This window comes from Candidatus Uhrbacteria bacterium, assembly GCA_016187485.1.
Lineage (GTDB): Bacteria > Patescibacteriota > Patescibacteriia > UBA9934 > UBA10169 > JACPJO01.
In genome coordinates, this window is the sequence record JACPJO010000005.1 from 219,081 (window position 1) to 233,995 (window position 14,915).

Consider the following 14,915-nt stretch of genomic DNA (forward strand, 5'->3'; position numbering starts at 1 on the left):
AAGACCTAAATATATTTCTTCAAATACTGTCCCGTGTAACTCGCTGGCACCTTGCAAATGTCCTCGGGCGTGCCTTCGGCGACGACTTCGCCACCCTTGTCGCCTCCTTCAGGACCCAAGTCGATAATCCAATCCGCTTGCTTAATGACATCAAGGTTGTGCTCAATGACGATAACCGTGTTGCCCTTGTCCACGAGCTTGTGGAGCACCTCCATGAGCTTGCGCACGTCGTGAAAGTGAAGCCCTGTGGTCGGCTCATCCAGCAGGTAGAGTGTCCGGCCCGTGGCCATTTTGGAAAGTTCCGCGGCAAGCTTCACGCGCTGAGCCTCTCCTCCTGAAAGTGTAGGCGCACTCTGTCCCACACGCAAGTATCCAAGTCCCACCTCGCAGAGCTTCCCAAAACGATCTTGCACAAGAGGAATGTCCTCGAAAAACTTCGCGGCTTCCTCAATCGTCATCTCGAGTACATCCGCGATATTTTTTTCTTTGTATTCAACCTCAAGGGTCTCGCGATCAAACCGCCGTCCCTTGCATACTTCACAGGGCACATACACGGTCGGCAAGAAATGCATCTCAATCGCAATAACCCCATGTCCTTCGCACTGTTCACAACGACCGCCGGGCACGTTGAAGCTGAATCGGCCGGGTTTGTACCCGCGATATCGTGCCTCCGGAAGCTCCGCATACAGATCGCGGATAGGCCCCCACGCCCCCGTGTAAGTCGCGGGGTTGCTCCGCGGGGTTCGGCCAATCGGCGACTGATCAATCAAAATTGCTTTATCAATATACTCTGTTCCAAGTACAGCCTTGTGGTGCCCCGGCGCATCTTTTGTTCCATAGAGTCGCCGGGAAAGCGCTTTGTACATAATGTCATACGCGAGCGTGGATTTTCCCGATCCAGAAACACCCGTGACGCAGACAAGGCGTCGAAGAGGAAAATGGACAGAAATATTTTTGAGATTGTTTTCCCCAGCGCCAATAACCTTGATAACATCCTCACCAATAGATCGGCGTTTTTTTGGAACAGGAATCTGCTCATCCCCACGGAGGTAGGCAGACGTAAGAGACTTTTTATCCGTAAAGATCTCTGGCACAGGACCCTCTGCGACAATCTCGCCGCCGTGCACACCCGCGCCCACCCCAAGCTCGATCATATAGTCCGAAGCGCGGATAGTGTCCTCGTCATGCTCAACCACAATGACGGAGTTTCCCAAATCTCGAAGTTCTTCCAATGTTTGAATGAGCCGTTCGTTGTCCCGTTGATGGAGGCCGATCGTCGGCTCATCGAGCACGTAAAGGGCGCCGACAAGCCGTGTGCCGACTTGACTGGCTAAGCGGATGCGCTGGGCCTCCCCGCCCGAAAGTGTCCCGGCCATGCGGTGAAGCGTGAGGTAATGCAGTCCCACATCGAGCATGAATTGCAGACGATTGAGCACCTCGCGTAGAGCCATCTCACCTATCGCGCGCTCGCGCTCCGAAAGCGATACGGCCAAGAAAAAATCTGTCGCCATTTCAATAGAAAGGGCCGCTACGTCCATGATAGACTTCCCGCCAATCCACACATGTAAACTCTCCGGACGCAGACGAAGTCCTCCGCACACCGGACACACTTCTTCCGAGAACAATTCTTTTGTCCCCAGTCCATGACACGCCTGGCACGCTCCATAGGGAGAGTTAAAACTAAACAGGCGTGGCTCAATTTCTGGAAAGGCGAACCCGTCGTGCGGGCAAGAGAATTTCGAGGAGAGCGTGACTTCGGTCTTATCTGGAAAAACAAACCCGACCGTGCTCCCACTGTGCTTGAGCGCAATCTCGATCGCATCCGCCAATCGCGTGCGTCCTTCTTTTGTGGAAAGCGTCGCCATCGAGAGGGTATCCACGACAACTTCAATCGTATGTTGCTGGTACCGGCCCAAAGAAATCTTCTTGGAAAGGTCATGCGTCTTGCCATCTATGCGCACGCGTGCAAAACCACCGTTGTAGAGATCGTAGAGGAGCTGGTAATACTCTCCCTTACGGCCCAACACGACCGGCGCCAGCACAGTCACTTCCCTCTTTGCCACTTTGTCACTGTGCCCCTTTGCCACTGTGCCCCTTTGCCACTGTGCCACCTCTTTAAGTACGCGGTCCACCATCTCTTCCACCGTCATTTTCGAAATCGGGCGTTTGCACACAACACAGTGCGGTTTGCCAATGCGCGCAAAGAGTACGCGAAGGTAATCATAAATCTCCGTGATGGTGGCCACCGTTGAGCGTGGGTTTGCTGAGTGCGCCTTCTGATCAATAGAGATCGCCGGCGAGAGGCCCTCGATTTCATCCACGTCAGGTTTTTGCATCTGCCCCAAAAATTGCCGCGCGTAAGCAGAGAGTGATTCAACATAGCGCCTTTGCCCTTCGGCAAAAATCGTATCGAACGCCAAACTGGATTTACCAGAGCCGGAAACACCCGTGATGGTTACAAGTTTGTTTCGCGGAATCTCGAGCGAGATATTTTTGAGATTATGTTCTCTGGCTCCTTTGATGCGGATGGTGTTCTTCATACCTTATGTTGTAATTCTTGACGCAATTCGCCGATCTGGTCACGAAGAAGAGCGGCAAGTTCAAAACGGAGTTCTTTCGCCGCTTTCTTCATTTCGCGTTCCTTCTCGCGTATCACTTCCTCAATCTCGTGCGGTTCAGCAGTAAGCTCGATATGAAGAATGGACTTCACCTCTTCCTCACTTTCCCCACCAAGAAGAGCGCGAATATCTCCCACGTCTTTTTGAATTGTTTGTGGGGTAATGCCATGCTCTTTGTTATGGGCAAGTTGAAGTTCGCGCCGTCGATTCGTTTCTGCAATCGCGCGGCGCATCGAGCCTGTTACCTCATCGCCATAGAGAATCACTTGTCCCTTTACGTTGCGCGCCACGCGGCCGATGGTCTGGATGAGCGAGGATTCCGAGCGCAAGAACCCCTCTTTATCGGCGTCTAAAATCGCCACAAGCGTGACTTCGGGCAAATCTAAGCCTTCGCGCAAGAGATTTACCCCTACCACAACATCGTATTTTCCCCGGCGTAGATCGGTGAGCACGCCAATACGGTCAAGCGTCTCCACACCCGAGTGGAGATACTGCACCTTGATATTTTTTTCGCTCAGGAATTCCGTCAGGTCTTCGGCCATTTTTTTTGTGAGGGTCGTCACAAGTACACGTTCCCCTTTGGGTACGCGCATCTCAATCTCCCCGATGAGATCCTCAACTTGCCCTTTGCCACCCGCCCCATTTCCCGTTACGGGACGCACCATCACCTCAGGGTCCACTAGTCCCGTGGGGCGAATGATCTGTTCGACGATCTGTTGACTCGTCTTTTTCTCGTACGGTCCAGGCGTGGCACTTACAAAAATCGTCTGTCCGACCTTTGCCGCAAACTCTTCAAAGGTAAGCGGACGATTGTCCACAGCGCTCGGAAGCCGGAACCCATGCTCCACAAGCGTCTCTTTGCGCGCACGGTCACCATGGAACATGCCACCGATTTGCGGCACCGTGACATGCGACTCGTCAATCACCAACAGAAAGTCTTTGGGAAAGTAATCCAACAGAGTAAAAGGCGGTTCCCCTTCTTTACGTCCGTCAAAATGGCGCGAATAATTTTCAATACCAGCGCACGTCCCAGTCGTGCGGATCATCTCAAGGTCGTAACGCGTTCGCCGCGAAAGACGCTCGGCCTCGAGCACTTTTCCTCCCTGCTCGAATTCTCCGAGGCGCACATCGAGTTCCTCGCGGATCTGTCGAAGGGCGCGGTCCCGAGAAACAGGCGTCGACATAAAATGCTTGGCGGGAAAAAGCCAATAATCAGAAAGCGCGCGCTCGTGTCTGCGTGTGACGGCGGAGAGCCGAGAAAGCGCTACAAGCTTATCTCCTTCGAATGCTGCACGAACAATCACTTCTTCGCTCACCGGCATCAGTTCAAGGACATCGCCACGAAGACGAAAGTGGCCCGGAGTAAGATCAGCGGTTGTTCGCTCAAACAACATCTGCACGAACTGGCGTAAAAGTGGTTCGCGTTCTGTTTCGCCAACAATAAGATGCGCAACCGACGCTTGATACGACTCCGGCGAACCCAAGCCATAAATGCACGACACGGAAGCCACCACCACAACATCGCGGCGCGAAAGCACGGCTTGCGTCGCCGCATGGCGCAGACGATCAATCTCGTCGTTGATCTGCGCATCTTTTTCAATATATGTATCCGTACGTGGCAGATAAGCTTCCGGTTGGTAATAGTCGTAATAGCTTACGAAATACTCAACTGCGTTGTGCGGGAAAAACTGACGAAACTCATTACAGAGCTGCGCTGCGAGCGTCTTGTTGTGAGCAATAACAAGCGTGGGTCGCTCAATGTTTTGAATGACGTTTGCTATTGTAAACGTCTTTCCCGACCCCGTGACGCCAAACAACGTTTGCCTGTCTAGACCTTTTTCTATCCCCTCCGAGAGCGCCGAAATTGCTTTTGGTTGGTCCCCAGCTGGTTTGTAGCCCGCTTGTAAATCAAATGTCATAAAAATCAAACTCCCTCGAAGTTGCCTTCTAGGGGATCCATCCCACCTTAACACACCTCTACAGAAGGTGTCGAACTATTAAGAGAGGTTCCTGACACGTTCGGGGCCCTGGATACTTTTGAGGTACTCCGCCACTTCACGCGGGACTTTCTCCGCCCAAGCCGCTTGATCTTCCATCATCATACGGCGAATATCTGTCGCATCAATACCCGGCACTTCCTTGATCTCCTTTACCTCCACACCTTTGGCACGACATAGTGCCAACACTCCTGCGTTGCCGCTCCACACGACATCGAATGCTCCGGCTTTTTCCCGAACATGGTCAAGCCACCGTTCATCTTCGGGAATATCCGACACGGGCACAATCGTGATATCAAATTGGGGAATCAAATCCTTTCCTTGCAATGCGCGCTGAATCATCTCGCGGCGCTCTTCAAAACTAAAAGGATTCTCCTTTGTGTCACTCTCCTGTGAAGAGCCCACGGCGATAACTACCCCCGCACAGCTTTTCGCCATGCCCTGCACAACCATCAAATGACCGGTATGAAACGGCTGAAACCGGCCGATAAAGAGACAAATTTTTTCCGAGAAATCGTTCATAGATTCTTTGTACAGTGTGGTTCCGGGACGTGGATTCGAACCACGATACTGGGCTTCAAAGGCCCATGTCCTGCCATTAGACGATCCCGGATCGCCGCGGCGAGGATAACACAGAAATGCTTACACCTTCAAATACTTCCTCATCGCAAGATTGGCGGCAAGAATATTGATAAGAGCAAGACCAAGAAATTGCGCCGCCCAGACAACCGGTGCGTAGGCAACATAGAAGTCCCAGATGCCGGCATTTTCCGGGGCAAAGAAAGAGTCGGCGTAGCGCTCCAAAATAAGGATGGCAGGATACGTCACGCCCGCGGCAACCAGCGTAGCAAGAAAACTATACAACACGGCTTCAAACCAAAATGGCCCGCGGATCATAGCGCTCGATGCGCCCACAAGACGCATAATGGCAATCTCTTCGCGATAAATGTAGATGGCCACGCGCACCGTGTTCACGACAATCACAATCGAGATGAAGAGAAAAAGCGCCGCAAGGACAATCCCGAATATCCGAAGTGATTGCGTCATGTTGGCGAGCGTCGTAATAATCGCTTCGTAATCTTGAAAGTGTTTTTGCTCGATGGAAGGGGCATAACTTGGATGGTCGAGCGCCTCAAGCACAAACGGAAAATCATTTGGGTCGCGCGCGGTCACGACAAGCGAGTATCCAAACGGGTTGTCCCCCACCTGTTCAAGCGCTTCAAGAACCTCCGGGTCGTTGGCACGCTCTTGCCGAAACTCCGCAAGCGCTTCGTCGGGCGTCACGACACGCGCATCCTTCACCTGTGAGAACGCGATAAGGTATTGCTGCGTCGCACGCGCAAGCTCTTCGCGTGTATCCGGACGAAACGTCACAACCAAATCAATGCGTTTTTCCACTGACGTAATAGCCGTCTGGCCCGCCACCTGAAGCACCAGGAGGACGTTGATCGTGATAAGCGTAAGCAACAACATGGTCACGGTCAACACAGACAACCAGAAATTTCTGGCGATATTTTGACAGCCGAATTTGAGAATACGAAGAAGGGTCATGCGAGTTTGTAGCGCCCGTGGGCCTCGTCGGACACAATATTCCCGTCGGACAAGGTGATCACGCGCTGACGGAGGCTGTTCACCACATCACGATTGTGCGTCACAAGAAGTACCGTTGTCCCAAAAGCGTGGATCTTTTTGAGGAGATCCACGATCTCATGCGTATGGATAGTGTCAAGATTGCCCGTCGGTTCATCCGCCACGAGAATTTTCGGGCGATGGACAAGCGCACGCGCGATCGCCGCCCGCTGGCGCTCGCCGCCGGAAAGCTGTTCAGGGTACCGATGAGCCATCTGCTCAAGTCCTACGATGCGGAGCACATAGGGAACAATCTCGTACACGCGACTTGTGCGTGTGCCGGCGACTTCCAGAGCAAACCCAACATTCTCAAAAACTGTCTTCTTCGGGAGAAGTTTGAAGTCCTGAAAGACCACACCGATCTGCCGACGAAGAAGCGGGACCTCCGGCGCGCGAATGCCCGTAATGTCCCACCCCCCGACTTCTACTTTGCCCTGGGTAGGACGCTCCTCCGCAAAGAGAAGTTTCGCCAGCGTGGACTTCCCCGTGCCCGACCGACCAACGATCGAAACAAACTCCCCCGGTTTGATATGCAAATTGATGTGACGAACGCCGACAATGTTGGGGTCGTAAATTTTGGAAACGTTTTGGAGCTTAATCACAACGTGACATATTATAGCATAACAAAAACAGCTCTGGGAGCTGGCTTTTTTTGCTTTTGGAGCGGGATACGAGAATCGCCCTCGCCTCTCGCTCGACCGTCGTCTCGCTCGGGCTGGGCACCGCCTCGCCATGCAGCTTGCTAGCTGCATATGGCTCCGGCGTTCGATTCTCATCAGAAAGACACGAGGGTGTCTTTCTGGAGCGGGATACGAGAATCGAACTCGCGTCTCAAGCTTGGGAAGCTTGCATACTACCATTGTACTAATCCCGCCCGCCTTGATGGAAATCTGGAGCCGATGGGCGGATTCGAACCGCCGACCTCTGCTTTACGAAAGCATTGCTCTACCAACTGAGCTACATCGGCGTTTACGATAGCGGCAAAAGTGTAGCAAACCCCCTCCTCTCTATCAAGCCCTATGGCCGCGCGTACAGACGCACCGTCTCCTCAAGAAGAGCCTCGTCCAAAGCCTCCTGGAACGTACGTTTGAAAATGATAATGCCCGAAAGACGCACGCGTGTCGTTTCTTCAACAACATCTCGTGTATCCACGCGAAGCAGCGTAAAGCGCCGACGGTCTTCGATCATCGGACTCACGCGCTCGATCTCAAGCGACTGCGCCGCAGATCGCCACTCTTCAGCAACGTCCTCCATATCCCACGTACCAAGATACCCATTGAGGACACTGGAGGAATCTTCGCTGTATTGAAGCACAACTTGATCAAATGGGACTCCTTCGGACAGGGCACGCGCAGCTTCTTCTATCCGTTCACGGCGCGCGGACTGAAATGCTCGGCTCGACGCCACCCGTGTCTCGAGCATTCGCGCTTCCACATAAGGCCGCACAACGAGCCGCTTAAACGTCTCTGGCTCCCAATGAAAAACCTCTCGTATCTCTTCGGGGAGAGCGACACCTTCTGACGTAGATTGTAGGCGCAGATACGTGCTTTCCACCTCTGCGTCGGAAACTACGACCCCCTCGCGTCTAAGCCAACGACGCACGACTCGCGTACGCACAATGGACTGAAACGCTTGGACATTCGCTTCGTGAGGGTCGAGTTCGCTTCCGCGCCAGAGCGCCTGCGCCTGCAGACCGCCTGCAAGCGCAAGAACTTCCTTCATGGAGAAAAAAGACCCACCAACTCTTCCGGCGGGAAGAGGAAGAATCTGCACAAATGGCTGCGTGACAGACGATCCAAGCGGCAACACAAAAAGGACAGCAAGCCAGAGAAGTCCCGCGACTAGCGCGGCCGTGCGTAGACGAATCGGCGTATTCATAGCCCGGCACGCTCTAAGCGTTTAAGACGATCGAACGACTCTGTATTAAAAAAGTACCAGTACCAGCGCGAGAAGTTTGATTCCGGTAAAGCCGCCTCTGGTATCTCGCGCGCGTCCACCGCACCGATAGTCTCGGCCGTGGCTTCCTGCGATCCCTCTTCGTTAAGGATAAATACACGCTCGCCGGGTTTCACAAGACCAAGCCGCAAACGCGCTTCGCGCTCCAAAAACGTCTCCGATTCCAGTTGCGCATTTATGCGTGCAATCTCCACATTGCGGGCTTCCAATGCACGGCTCTGTTCTTCCAGCTCCGCAATCGTTTTTTGCACTTGATTGTTGCGCCACACTTCTCGCCCAAACGAGAGAGCAAGAAATAAAAAAAGCGCAAGGTTGATCGCCAAGACCACCCGTTGTCGCAAAAGATGGCGCGCGGAAACTAACATCGGCCGACTCATAGACGGGAAACGGACGGACGTTCAGCAAGAAGAAAAAGAATTTTTTCTTGAATGGCCCGTACGCGCGGCAGCATTCCCGAAACAGTGCGAGCACCGCCTTCCGTTTCTACGCGTATTTTACCATACCCAAACAAAGCGGAGAGGCCTCGCTGTCGCGCCTGTACGCTTTTCAAACGCGCAAGCGGCATCTCTTCTACATCTTTGGAGAATACTCCTCGTTGGTGCATCCACACAACACGCAGAGACGTTACAACAAACCGTGTGCGGGAAAAACGGCGCCAGGAAGAAAAGAGAAACATCAACCCCGAGACGAGCAGGACGACGAAGAGAAACACCCCAACGGTTCCTTCACGCAGAAGCAGAGCGATGAAAAACAATGGGGCAAGCGTCCATGCGCCGCCGATAACAAATCGCGGAATCCACAAAAGGAGAGGCGCACGGACATCCAATTCCAGGGTCTCTCCGGGCGTGAGAAGGAGGAAAGTTTTCATAGCATTTTGCGAAGAGCCTCACGGATAACGACACGGTCGTCCCACGGGATCCTTTTCCCGCCGGCAACAACGATAGCCTGTTCGCTTGCTTTTCCCGTCACCAAGACGAGATCGCGCGGTTGTGCAAGTGAGAGAGCGCGCGCGATAGCCTCACCGCGGTCCAAAATTTTGAGCACCTCCGCCCGTTTCCCCTCTGGCGCAGAGTCAGCTCCGGCAGCAACGTCGTTAATGATCTGTTCCGGGTCTTCATCGTATGGATCTTCATTTGTCACAATCATCACTTGCGCACGTTGCGCAATGAAAGCACCCACCACGGGACGCTTATCGCGATCACGTCCGCCGCCCGCCGCGCCGGTAACGTGAATGATGCGATTGTGTGGAATCGTCGTAACAGCTTCGTAGAGTTTGGCGAGCGCGCGCGGCTCGAAGGCGTAATCCACAATAACCATGAACGACTGACCTTCATCAATCTGCTCAAGCCGCCCCGGAATACACGTGACCGACTCAATCGCACGTGTGACCTTCGCGCGATCAAACCCGAGAACCTCGGCCACCGCGCGGGCAAGTTTTGCATTTATCTGCATGTGAGCGCCGGGAATACGGAGGGCAAGATCGGTCTCCGCACTTGGCCGCACGACAACGAGACGATCCACAGGAAAAATCGCGGCTTGCTTTGCTCCATTGTCTTCCCCATTCACCACAATCGCTTTTTCGATACGCTTCCCCGTAATGATCTTGTGCGGGCACGCACCAAGTTTTTTGAATAGCTTCATTTTTTCCGCACGATAGTTTTCGAAACTTCCGTGAGATTCAATATGCTCTGGATACAAGTTCGTAAAAACGCAGACATCGTAGTGCACGCCCGCATGTCGGTATTGCTTGATACCTTCCGATGTCGTCTCGATAATCGCGTGTGTGCAATCGGCACTCGCCATCCCGCGAAGAAGTTTTTGGAGCTGGAACCGGCCAACCATAGTCATTTTTTTGTCATTGAGCCGTTCCTGCTCACCCACCTTGAAAAGAATCGTCGAAGCCATACCCACACGTGCGCCGCACGCTTCAAGTGCACGCGCCAAAAGGTAGCACGTCGTCGACTTCCCACTCGTGCCAGTTACGCCGATCACGACCATGCGCTCCGACGGGCGGCCATAAAGAATCGCCGAAAGAATCGCGAGGACATAATGATACGCACCGATCGCAAATGCCGGCGCCAGCTTGCGCAAAAAACCCTTTATCATGGAGGTATTCTAGCGTCTTTTGCTAAGCTCCTCAAGCGCCTGCTTCTTTGATCCATTCGCAGAGACACTTGCCCAAACCGCCCGGCAATTCTCGTAAAAAGACCACTAGCGTTACCTAGACATTTTTTTGATATAATCCATCCGCTATGTTCTTGGAATTCTTCAGAAGACACAAAAAGTTCTCCTACCCGCTCGACATCTCTGACGCACAAACAGGGGAAATGCTTAAGGGATGCGTGCCGAAGGATCAACTGTACAAGACTGGTCCTTTTTACTGTGATCTCAGTCCTAGTTCACACAACGGGCCATACCAACGAGCTATCGATTTCATCGTGAAAGACGGGTCCATCGTATACGCCTCAAGAAGCGGACGAGTTGTCGATATGGTAGAAGCACACAGCACGTACGGCCCCGGACCAGCATTCGCGGATAAGCTCAACTACATTACGATCGACCACGGTGATTGCCTTAGTCAGTATGGACACCTCCAAAAAGGTTCCCCGAGCATGTACGGGATACGTGCAGGAAAACAGGTTATGCGAGGCCAAGTAATCGGTATTGTCGGTAAGACTGGTTGGGTAGACTATGGCGAACAAGGAGATCATCTTCATTTTATGGTTTTTGTAGAAGACAAAAAAGGGTTTCACAGTATTTCTGTTGATTTCATATAAAATCTATGAATACTCCTTCTCCATTTATAGGAAAAACGGTCGGCGTTTTTTTTGGAGGAAAAAGTCCGGAACATGACGTTTCTATTATCACTGGGCTTTTGGTTTTAGATGAATTGGCAAAACTTGGAATCTTAAGTGAGCCGATTTACATAGGAACAGATGGCGCGTGGTGTATGGGTCAGCTGTTACGAGAAAGAAGCTTTCTCCAAGGTATCCATTCTCACGATTTATACCCTCTTCAAAGGTGGTCGTTGGATACCCGCCACCGCACACCACGGCTTATTTTGACACGAAGGCCATCTTTTCTCTCACGCCGAGAGCAAAAGATCATTGACATTGCCTTCCCCGTGTTCCACGGGGCATACGGTGAGGATGGTTGCTTCCAGGGACTTTGCGAAACTCTAGGCGTGCCCTACGTGGGTTGCGGCGTTGAGGGAAGCGCCATCGCAATGAATAAGATTCTTACAAAACAGTTTTTTCAGCAGCACGGGGTACAAACCACGCCCTTCGTCGGTTTCTCCGAAGCGGACTGGAAGTCAGACGCAAACTCCATCAAACGAAGGATCAATGAGACACTGACTTTCCCGGTTTTTGTGAAGCCATCGCATGCGGGCTCGTCTATTGGCATTTCACGAGTAAAAAAACTTGAGGCTATAGAGGAGGCAATAGAGGCATCCTTTGAATTTGATACTCATTGCGTTATTGAAAGCGGTATTTCTCCGGTTCGCGACTTGACATGTTGTGTAAGAGAGTGTGCGAGTAGCTCTCCCAAAGCGTCGCTCGTTCAAGACTCCAGTTTTGGAAAAAGTGAGTTTTTTACGTACAAAGAGAAATACTTGCAAAGCGACGGCACTCATCTGGACGGAGCAGGAGAAAGTTTCACTATTCCCGCAGAGATACCTGTGGCAACCTCTAAAAATATCCAGGAGACTTCCGTTGCGATATTTAAAGAGCTCGGCCTCTCGGGAATTTCGCGAGTTGACTTCTTGTATAACCCAGAGACGTCCCAGCTCTATGCAAACGAGATCAACCCGATGCCAGGAACACTCTACGAGCATCTGTGGAAGAAGAGTGGTGTCGAACCGAAAGAACTTATTTTAGATTTACTCGATGTTGCGATTCGTAAACACACGGAAACCATTAAGAAGAACAAATACTTCCATTCACCGCTCTTATCAGATATGCAAGGACAAAAACTTTCTAAGTAGCCAAGTGAGCTTCCTAACAAACATTCAATTGAATGTTTGGGGAGAGGTTAAAATGGAGTAAAACAAAGTTAACTATTCGCTTATTCGCACGAATTAGAGAAGGATGGACGTTTTTTCGAGAGCCGCTAGCGCCAGAAGCCCTGTTGTCGTATCAGTAAGATCCCCCGTAGCAAGGTGATTGCGAAATTCGTCGACCGGCATGAGAATCACATCGATCTTTTCGTCTTCATCTGTATGAGGTTCTGTTACTTTCCGGCAATGGGTCGCAAGAAAATGATATCGTCGACAAGTTGAGTATGCACAATCCCATGTTGAACCCACGAGGACGAGATCTCCTTCGTAACCTGTCTCTTCTAAAAGCTCACGACGCATGGCTTGGAGAGGCTCTTCCCCCACATTCATACCACCGCCAGGAAGTTCGCGTAAAATACTCCCGGGTCCTGGACGAAATTGCGCGGCGAGAACAGCGTGTCCATCTTCCGTAATAGGAAGACTACAGACCGTATTGCCCTCCAGTTTTACATCAATGTCTATCTCACGATCATCATCACACCGATACGTCCGCCGTTCGATTTTCCGATACCCATCATAAACAAGTTTCTTCGATACGAGTTCCCATGGTTTCATAGCCGCTCTAGGATACACCCATTCGTGCACAAACCAAACCCCGCCCTTCGCGAAGGGCGGGGTTGGCGGTCTCGGGCGAAATCTTTCGATCTCTGGTGGACCTGACCGGGGTCGAACCGGCAACTCTAGGTGGCAACCATAGCGAGGTTACCGATTACCTCTACAGGCCCGTACCCGAGGTAAAAATAAATACAACTCTACTCATGAAGAGGGAGAGTTGTATCTTGCCACCTAGTTGAGCCCTTTGGGCTTCACCCAAAGACCTCGCTACGGTATCCCTATTTCACCATACTTTTTCTCTTCTGTCAACCGATTCTGGGGAAAAGTCATCCGTTTTTCTCGAGATACGCCAGATAACAATCACGACACAGAATACGTCGGTTTGGGTACCTACGGCAAACAGTTACAAGAAGCGGCTTGCTACATTTTGTACACACGCGATTCTCAAACTGCGCGATTTGCGCTGACCACGACATCTGCTGCATACGTGGAATAAAGTGCTCGCCGGGTGGAGCAATCCTCCATTTTCGGTAGTGCTCAACTTCCGGCTTCAAGAAGGAGAACGCACGCTTTGCCTGCTCGTCATAGATCGGAACGCCAATCCATGCGTCCGTGAGATCATCAATATTGTCGGGAATGTCCGCTAATTGGCGCGTCTTAGACATATCGTATCGATCGACACCCGTTGCACCCGCGTCTGTCGGAAGAAATTGGTTACCTCCAAGGATGCGTAGATCTTCTTCTGTGGAGCCTGCATACAACACCGAGCCAGACTCGGGAATGTACGAGGAGGAAAATGTCGTTGGGAAAATAGATCCGTATGTACCCTCGTCCATCATCGCGCACTCCATTGCGTCCACCGTCTTCCAGTACTCCTCTTCCGTGTACGGTTTGTTCAGAATGTGAAACTCCTTGTGCGCCAGACCGACGCATCCAAAACAGTTTCGACAATCGCGGCAGACCATGCAGTATTCGCTGTCCTCGCAACGCACGGAACGATAACAAAACTTGAGACGATTCGAATCTGGACACGTTTCCACGCTGTAACTCTCATTCGTATTCACAGCTCCCCACGCATACGCGTTGCCTTGCGAAGCGCCGTATAACCATGCAGAGCGAAAATTATCCACGGCCGTGTCTTCCGAATCAAAGCAGAAATGACATCGTGTCGCGTTGTGGAGATAGTCTCCCGTTGCATCTGTCCCGCCGACGTTAAAGTTTTCGGGCCAAAAGGCGTGTGTAAGCAGCAGTTCGTCGAATCGCTTTGACCATTCATCAACAATCGAGCGCTTTCCAAGATCGATCGCCGCTATACGAGCTCGATACTCTCCTTCGGAAAGCTGTTCATTCATGAATAAAAACTTTCGATTCCGTTTGTTCGTGGCGCCAAAACAGTGTTCGCAATTTCGGCAGTCAAAGAGAAAGGCTGACTCGAGACAGTCCTGTGATTCGCGCGCGTACCGACAACGATACATGCGATGAGAATGTGAAATGTGGTGTGATTCTTTCACGCCAGAGGAAAGGTACACGACCGAGGAATCTTCCGTGTCCATGGCACCGACACCGAAAAACGTGCGTTTGCTCTGACATGCAAAAACAAAATAACTGTTCTGATCTCCAAAGGAGAGGAGTGCCAGTGAGTTTTCTGGCGGTACGATGTTTGCGGTTGCAAAAAACGGTACGCGGAGTTCGAGCGCACGCAGTTGTTCGAAAAATGGTTTCGAGAGGTCAAGCGTTTCATGGGTATTCGAAAAATCCTGCTCATACCATTCGGCATCGGGCAGCACGCGGATGCCGGAGGCTGGGTGATGAAAGGAGAGGATAGGTTCCCCCGTTCGCGCATGTTTGTTCCACCAAAATTGAAAACCGATATCAAAATACCCTGCCCATTTCCATCGCGTATTCGGCGACAACTCCGACGGCGGGACATTAAACTTCTTGTACCACCCGATTTCCTCCTCGGTCATCATCCATTTCTCGCCCGTCAAAGCACACACCCGCTCACCGAGTTTTGCGGCGTCGAGGACGGCTTTTACCTTCAAATCGTAGTTGGGAGTTTTACTCATAATGTAACTATTCTCTTATTCTCACGAATTAGCCGAG

Annotated in this window: 13 protein-coding genes and 4 tRNA genes; 2 read left to right on the top strand and 15 right to left on the bottom strand. The window is 51.8% G+C overall.

Annotated features, from left to right (window positions below; translation table 11 throughout):
- Window positions 1-5: 5 nt before the first annotated feature.
- The 12 genes from uvrA to murE form a co-directional block, all read right to left on the bottom strand.
- Entirely contained in the window at window positions 6-2,540 is a 2,535-nt protein-coding gene (gene uvrA / locus HYW18_03860) for an excinuclease ABC subunit UvrA (GenBank protein MBI2485255.1), read from the bottom strand.
- On the bottom strand, window positions 2,537-4,543 hold the full coding sequence (uvrB, locus tag HYW18_03865; GenBank protein ID MBI2485256.1) for an excinuclease ABC subunit UvrB: 2,007 nt from the start codon (window positions 4,541-4,543) through the stop codon (window positions 2,537-2,539). Before uvrB ends, uvrA begins: the two co-directional genes overlap by 4 nt.
- 72 nt (window positions 4,544-4,615) lie before the next feature.
- The gene (locus HYW18_03870; protein ID MBI2485257.1) at window positions 4,616-5,137 is read right to left on the bottom strand and encodes a nicotinamide-nucleotide adenylyltransferase; all 522 of its coding nucleotides are present in this window, start codon (window positions 5,135-5,137) and stop codon (window positions 4,616-4,618) included.
- 17 nt (window positions 5,138-5,154) lie between these two features.
- Window positions 5,155-5,228: transfer RNA gene (locus HYW18_03875), tRNA-Gln, on the bottom strand.
- 29 nt (window positions 5,229-5,257) lie between these two features.
- Window positions 5,258-6,166: an FtsX-like permease family protein gene (locus tag HYW18_03880; GenBank protein MBI2485258.1), complete on the bottom strand. Its 909-nt coding sequence runs from the start codon at window positions 6,164-6,166 to the stop codon at window positions 5,258-5,260.
- Window positions 6,163-6,978, bottom strand: a complete 816-nt coding sequence (locus tag HYW18_03885) for an ATP-binding cassette domain-containing protein (protein ID MBI2485259.1) — start codon at window positions 6,976-6,978, stop codon at window positions 6,163-6,165. The genes HYW18_03880 and HYW18_03885 overlap by 4 nt, the downstream gene beginning before the upstream one ends.
- A 66-nt stretch (window positions 6,979-7,044) precedes the next feature.
- A tRNA-Gly gene (locus tag HYW18_03890) sits at window positions 7,045-7,118 on the bottom strand.
- 17 nt (window positions 7,119-7,135) lie between these two features.
- Window positions 7,136-7,211 (bottom strand) — tRNA-Thr (locus HYW18_03895).
- 50 nt (window positions 7,212-7,261) lie between these two features.
- A complete protein-coding gene (locus HYW18_03900; protein MBI2485260.1) occupies window positions 7,262-8,122 on the bottom strand; it encodes a peptidylprolyl isomerase in 861 nt (286 codons plus the stop codon).
- Window positions 8,119-8,577 (bottom strand): septum formation initiator family protein, encoded by a 459-nt coding sequence (locus tag HYW18_03905; GenBank protein MBI2485261.1) that lies wholly within the window; start codon window positions 8,575-8,577, stop codon window positions 8,119-8,121. Before HYW18_03905 ends, HYW18_03900 begins: the two co-directional genes overlap by 4 nt.
- Window positions 8,574-9,068: a PH domain-containing protein gene (locus HYW18_03910; protein ID MBI2485262.1), complete on the bottom strand. Its 495-nt coding sequence runs from the start codon at window positions 9,066-9,068 to the stop codon at window positions 8,574-8,576. Before HYW18_03910 ends, HYW18_03905 begins: the two co-directional genes overlap by 4 nt.
- Window positions 9,065-10,306, bottom strand: a complete 1,242-nt coding sequence (gene murE, locus HYW18_03915) for a UDP-N-acetylmuramyl-tripeptide synthetase (GenBank protein ID MBI2485263.1) — start codon at window positions 10,304-10,306, stop codon at window positions 9,065-9,067. Before murE ends, HYW18_03910 begins: the two co-directional genes overlap by 4 nt.
- Window positions 10,307-10,452: 146 nt before the next feature.
- Between murE and HYW18_03920 the strand changes: the two genes are divergently transcribed.
- Window positions 10,453-10,977, top strand: coding sequence for a M23 family metallopeptidase (locus HYW18_03920; protein MBI2485264.1), 525 nt, complete (start codon window positions 10,453-10,455; stop codon window positions 10,975-10,977).
- 5 nt (window positions 10,978-10,982) lie between these two features.
- A complete protein-coding gene (locus HYW18_03925) occupies window positions 10,983-12,185 on the top strand; it encodes a D-alanine--D-alanine ligase (protein MBI2485265.1) in 1,203 nt (400 codons plus the stop codon).
- A gap of 93 nt (window positions 12,186-12,278) precedes the next feature.
- On the opposite strand, the gene HYW18_03930 is transcribed toward HYW18_03925, so the two are convergent.
- The 3 genes from HYW18_03930 to HYW18_03940 all read right to left on the bottom strand — a co-directional run bounded on the left by HYW18_03930 (window position 12,279) and on the right by HYW18_03940 (window position 14,878).
- Window positions 12,279-12,812 (bottom strand): NUDIX hydrolase, encoded by a 534-nt coding sequence (locus HYW18_03930; protein MBI2485266.1) that lies wholly within the window; start codon window positions 12,810-12,812, stop codon window positions 12,279-12,281.
- 93 nt (window positions 12,813-12,905) lie between these two features.
- Window positions 12,906-12,982 (bottom strand) — tRNA-Gly (locus HYW18_03935).
- A 156-nt stretch (window positions 12,983-13,138) separates the two neighbouring features.
- Window positions 13,139-14,878, bottom strand: coding sequence for a hypothetical protein (locus HYW18_03940; protein MBI2485267.1), 1,740 nt, complete (start codon window positions 14,876-14,878; stop codon window positions 13,139-13,141).
- Window positions 14,879-14,915: the final 37 nt, after the last annotated feature.